Origin of the sequence: Xanthovirga aplysinae, from assembly GCF_009711365.1 — a bacterium.
Lineage (GTDB): Bacteria > Bacteroidota > Bacteroidia > Cytophagales > Cyclobacteriaceae > Xanthovirga > Xanthovirga aplysinae.
The window spans coordinates 1-5,189 of the sequence record NZ_SMMB01000901.1 but is presented as its reverse complement, the minus strand read 5'-3'; the positions used below and the strand labels follow the sequence as shown (position 1 = coordinate 5,189).

At 37.2% G+C, this 5,189-nt stretch carries 5 protein-coding genes; 4 read left to right on the top strand and 1 reads right to left on the bottom strand.

What is annotated here, in order from left to right; genetic code table 11:
* The first annotated feature begins 170 nt into the window (after positions 1 to 170).
* The 4 genes from E1171_RS07730 to E1171_RS07715 all read left to right on the top strand — a co-directional run bounded on the left by E1171_RS07730 (position 171) and on the right by E1171_RS07715 (position 3,930).
* Positions 171 to 725: a KdsC family phosphatase gene (locus tag E1171_RS07730; protein WP_155205439.1), complete on the top strand. Its 555-nt coding sequence runs from the start codon at positions 171 to 173 to the stop codon at positions 723 to 725.
* Between the two features lie 50 nt (positions 726 to 775).
* The gene (gene kdsA / locus E1171_RS07725; protein ID WP_155205438.1) at positions 776 to 1,612 is read left to right on the top strand and encodes a 3-deoxy-8-phosphooctulonate synthase; all 837 of its coding nucleotides are present in this window, start codon (positions 776 to 778) and stop codon (positions 1,610 to 1,612) included.
* 69 nt (positions 1,613 to 1,681) lie between these two features.
* Positions 1,682 to 2,932, top strand: coding sequence for a nucleotide sugar dehydrogenase (locus tag E1171_RS07720; RefSeq protein WP_155205437.1), 1,251 nt, complete (start codon positions 1,682 to 1,684; stop codon positions 2,930 to 2,932).
* 8 nt (positions 2,933 to 2,940) lie between these two features.
* Positions 2,941 to 3,930 (top strand): SDR family oxidoreductase, encoded by a 990-nt coding sequence (locus E1171_RS07715; protein WP_155205436.1) that lies wholly within the window; start codon positions 2,941 to 2,943, stop codon positions 3,928 to 3,930.
* A 57-nt stretch (positions 3,931 to 3,987) separates the two neighbouring features.
* Here the strand turns inward: E1171_RS07715 and E1171_RS07710 are convergent, their stop codons facing one another.
* A complete protein-coding gene (locus E1171_RS07710; RefSeq protein ID WP_155205435.1) occupies positions 3,988 to 4,875 on the bottom strand; it encodes a DUF6089 family protein in 888 nt (295 codons plus the stop codon).
* Positions 4,876 to 5,189 lie beyond the last annotated feature (314 nt).

Genomic DNA, 5,189 nt, shown 5'->3' with positions numbered 1-5,189 from the left:
TTTTCAATAGAAGTGATTTTGATCCTAATTTTTTCCTTTTTTATTACAGAAGTATGGGAAAGAGCAGTCCATTTAAATTTTTTCAATAGTGATTAAATTTACTGATTTAGCCGCCCAATTTCATTAGGAATTAAATTATGGTTACCTATCTTTGAATATATTTTTGTGATATGGAAGAAGTTTTAGTACGGTACAGTAAGGATCAGATTCAAAAGGCCAGGAAAATTAAGGCAATTATCTTTGATGTAGATGGAGTTCTTACTGATGGTGGAATTATTTATGATAATGTAGGAAATGAATTCAAAAAATTCAATGTCAAGGATGGTCAAATTATTAGCCACCTAAAAGAACAAGGTATTTTGGTGGGGGCCATTACTGGACGTAAATCTGCTGTAGTAAAAAGACGATGTGAAGAGCTAAAGTTAAACTTTCATTTTCATGGCGTAAAAGATAAGCTTGCAGTTTATGAAAAGATTAAAGCTGAATTTTCGTTAAATAATCATGATATTTCTTATATCGGGGATGATATCATTGATTTGCAAGTAATAGTTGAAAGTGGATTAGGAGTTTGTCCATCCGATGCTAAACTTTATGTGCAGAAATATGCAGATTTAATTTGTTACAGTGCCGGGGGAAGTGGTGTTGTCCGGGAGGTAGCAGATTTGGTCCTGGCTTCAAAAGGGCTTCTTGAAAATATCGTCAAGGGTTACTTCAGCCGGACTTGAGTTGGTTTTTTTTGAAAAAAACCATTGTACTTTTGAATTAATAAAATTAGATGGAAAGATATTCAAATACTGTAAAACTGAATCAGAATATTACGATTGGTAGTGATCGTTTGGTGTTGATTGCAGGCCCTTGTGCTGCTGAGAGTTTCGAAATTTGCTATGAAACTGGTTCCCGCTTAAAGGATATATGCGATGCGTTAGAGATCGATTATGTTTTTAAGGCTTCTTATGACAAGGCCAACCGGACTTCTTCCAGCTCTTATAGAGGAGGTGGAATGGAGGTAGGCCTTGAAATTTTAAATGAAATTCGGGAAAAGCTAAATTTACCAGTTATTACCGATGTACATGAATCACATCAGGTAGCTAAAGTTGCTGAGGTAGTTGATGTATTGCAAATTCCTGCATTTTTGTGTCGGCAGACAGATCTTTTGTTGGCAGCAGGAGAAAGTGGTAAGGCTGTGAATATAAAAAGAGGACAATTTATGGCCCCTGAGGATATGCAATACGCTGTAAAGAAGATCCAAAATACGGGAAATTCGAATGTTTGTCTGACAGAAAGAGGAGCAACTTTTGGCTATCATAACCTGGTGGTGGATATGCGGGCATTGCCTGTAATGAGACAATTTTCACCTGTGATTTTTGATGTTACCCATAGTGTCCAACAACCTGGAGGGGCTGGAGGTTCTTCTAGTGGTCAACGAGAATTTGCCCCGTTTTTGGCCAGAGCTGCAGCTGCAGCTGGAGTAGATGGATTTTTTATTGAGACACATCCAGATCCGTCCAAGGCATTGAGCGATGGACCCAATATGATTCCTTTAAATCAGATGGAAGGTTTTTTAAAAATGTTAAAGGAAACATGGGAAATGGGTAAAAGGTATGCAGGTTAACCGAATGGAATCCCGATTAAATGGTCAATCAAAAGAAAAGCAAAAGAACTTTTTATATTCTGAAATAGTATGAAGACAATAGCCGTTGTGGGACTGGGTTATGTAGGCCTCCCTCTTGCAATTGAATTTGGGAAGAAGTATTCTACAATTGGTTTCGATATCAATTCCCAAAGAGTGGAAGAGTTGATCAAGGGAGTTGATCGCACCGAAGAAGTGGAACCAGATGAGCTCCGTTCATCTAAAAAAATTATTTTCACTTCTAAGGTGGAGGAAATCCGAAAGGCAGATATATACATAGTTACTGTTCCGACCCCTATTGATACTTATAAAAAACCCGATTTAACACCTCTTTTAAAGGCCAGCGAAATGATAGGTGGGGTATTAAAAAAGGGCAATATTGTAATCTACGAATCTACGGTTTATCCAGGTTGTACTGAAGAAGACTGTGTACCCATCTTGGAAAAAATAAGTGGATTGTTATTAAATGAAGGTTTTTATTGTGGTTATTCCCCTGAACGGATCAATCCTGGTGATAAAACCCATAGGTTGCCTTCAATAAAAAAAGTGACCAGTGGAAGTACACCGGAAGTTGCCGAGGAAATAGATCAGCTATATGCAAGTATAATTAAAGCGGGTACCCACAAAGCTTCCTCCATAAAAGTGGCAGAGGCTGCAAAGGTAATTGAAAACTCACAGCGTGATCTTAACATCGCTTTTGTTAATGAATTGGCCTTGATTTTCGACAGAATGAATATTGATACGAAAGAGGTTTTGGAGGCTGCAGGAACCAAATGGAATTTCTTGCCTTTTCGGCCCGGCCTAGTTGGTGGCCATTGTATTGGGGTAGACCCTTATTATTTAACCCATAAGGCGGAAAGTCTGGGTTATCATCCTCAGGTGATCCTTTCGGGAAGAAGAATAAATGATGATATGGGCATATTTGTTGCCAATAAAGTAGTAAAGCTTTTGGCGAGGAATGGAAGTGTTATCAAAGGGAGAAAAATCCTGGTTTTGGGAATTACTTTTAAAGAAAACTGCCCTGATATCCGGAATTCCCGGGTCATTGATGTAATTCGGGAATTGGAGAGCTTTGGTCTTGAGGTAGAAGTATGGGACCCTTTAGCAAATAGGGAGGAAGTAAAGGAGGAATATGGTTTTGAACTCCTAGAGAAGCCAATAAACCGATATGACGGGATAGTAATGGCAGTAAACCATGATGAATTTAAATCTCTTGATTGGAAGGCTATCCGAAAAGATGGGACAGTTATTTACGATGTGAAAGGGGCTTTAGATTTGGAAATTGTTGATGCACGCTTATAGGTTGTGAAATGTCAAAAAGAAAAATAGTTGAATCAAAAGTTTTAGTGACGGGTGGAGCAGGCTTTATTGGCTCAAATCTGATTGAAAGACTCCTATCTCAGGATAATACTGTAGTTTGTCTGGATAATTTTTCTACTGGTAAAGAAGAAAATATAAAAGACTTTTTAGAGCACCCCAATTTCATTTTACAAAAAGGAGATATTCGCAACCTTGAGGATTGTAAATTGGCTGTTAGAGGTGTTAGTTATATTTTGCATCAGGCTGCTTTAGGTTCTGTTCCTCGCTCCATAAATGATCCCATTACCTCAAACGAGGTTAATGTTTCTGGATTTTTGAATATGCTTCTTGCTGCGAAGGAAGAAGGAGTAAAACGTTTTGTTTATGCTGCAAGCTCTTCAACTTATGGAGATCATCCAGGACTCCCCAAAATTGAAGATAAAATTGGTAAACCTTTGTCGCCTTATGCTATTACAAAATATGTGAATGAGCTTTATGCCAGAAATTTTTCAGAATTATATGGACTGGAAACCATTGGTCTGCGATATTTTAATGTGTTTGGTCGTCGACAAGATCCTAATGGAGCATATGCCGCGGTAATTCCCAAATTTGTTCGTTCCTTTTTAGAAGGAAAATCACCTACAGTGAATGGAGACGGAACCCATTCTAGAGATTTTACATACGTGGAGAATGTAATTCAGGCAAATCAACTGGCAGCGTTGACAGAGTCAAAGGAAGCAATAAATACAGTTTATAACGTAGCCTGTGGAGAAAATACCAGCTTGAACGAGTTAGTTGAAGCTATTAAAGAATACTTAGGGCTGTTTGATGAGTCTGTTAAAAATATTCATGTAAATTATGGCCCTGAAAGAAAGGCAGATGTTAAACATTCCCTGGCTAGCATCGAAAAAGCAAAGGAACTATTAGGATATCAGCCTACTCATTCTTTTCAGGAGGGATTGAATGAATCTATCGATTGGTATAGAAAATATTTGGTCTAACTATTTTGTGGTATAAAAGAAAGCACGTAGGACTTAATGATTTTTAGGGAAAAGAGGCTAATAGGTTAGCCTCTTTTTTGTTCCTTGTGCCTTGCGATTAAAGTCTTTTTTCCATTTGAAGCCAGCCGGTATAAAGTATTCAATTTTGACCTGGAATAACAAATAACTATCCTTATAATTTGAAAAGAAAGAGTTATTTTCGGTTATGGAATTTCCTCTTACTTTTCCTTTCGGGGCGGGACTAAGGTTTAATTCGGGTCCTCGGTCCGATAAAGCTCCTGCTAGTTGATTTTCTTGAAAATATTCAACACCAGGGTAGGTGCTGCTAACATCATCAAGATAGTCTGTATAAACATAACGATAACCTATTTCTGAGGAAATGTTAAGATAAGGATGAACTTTTATTTTTAAGCCTGCCCCTATTGGGATTACCGTAGTTGTTCGATTGTACTTGATTCCTTCAGTTTCTAAAGGCTGTAATGTATGCCATTTATCTTGATAATTGGCTTTTGGATTAAAATGAGTTCCTCCAATTCCTGTAAAAAAGTAAGGATTTATAGGTTTTCTTAAATAAAACCGATGATTAACTGGAAATAAAGTAATTAGCACACTAAAGTTCACCTCCCAGTTTCTTGAACGAAAGGAAAGATTGCGCTCTTGGCGACCACTTTCTTGGGGAGCGTTATTATCATTTCCTGAAATGCTGTAATGAACAATCTCCCCTCTTAATAAGAAATGGGGAAATAATCGGTATTGTAGCCCTGAATTTAGGTTAAGGTGCGTTTCTTTAAAGGAGAGCTTAGGTTCTAAGTCTCCTAGATATCGGCTGAAACCTGTTCCCAAAGAAAGAATCATTCTTCGATCTTTCTGTCTGCTTTGAAAATCTTGCCCCTCAACTAATGAGGGAATTAGAAACAAGATGATGAGCATAATTTTTCTTGCCATAGTCAATTTGTAATTTCATTTCAAAAGGTTATTGGCTAAAGGGCTGTTTTTCTTTTCTAGAATAGAAGAAATTGATAAATGAGGGACTGAATTTGGTGATATCTAGTTTTTGGCTGAAAGGTTGGGCTTAGATGAATAATCAAACTTAGATTATTATTAAGAATGGTTAACTAAAAGAATAAGCCGGTGTTAAATCTTAATTTATCGATAAACCGGCTTAATGGGGATTATGTAATAAAAAGGCATGTATTTGTGAGAGAGTGTGGTTCAGTGGAGAGCTGAGGAGAATTCTTATTTGAAGTTTAATTTAATAC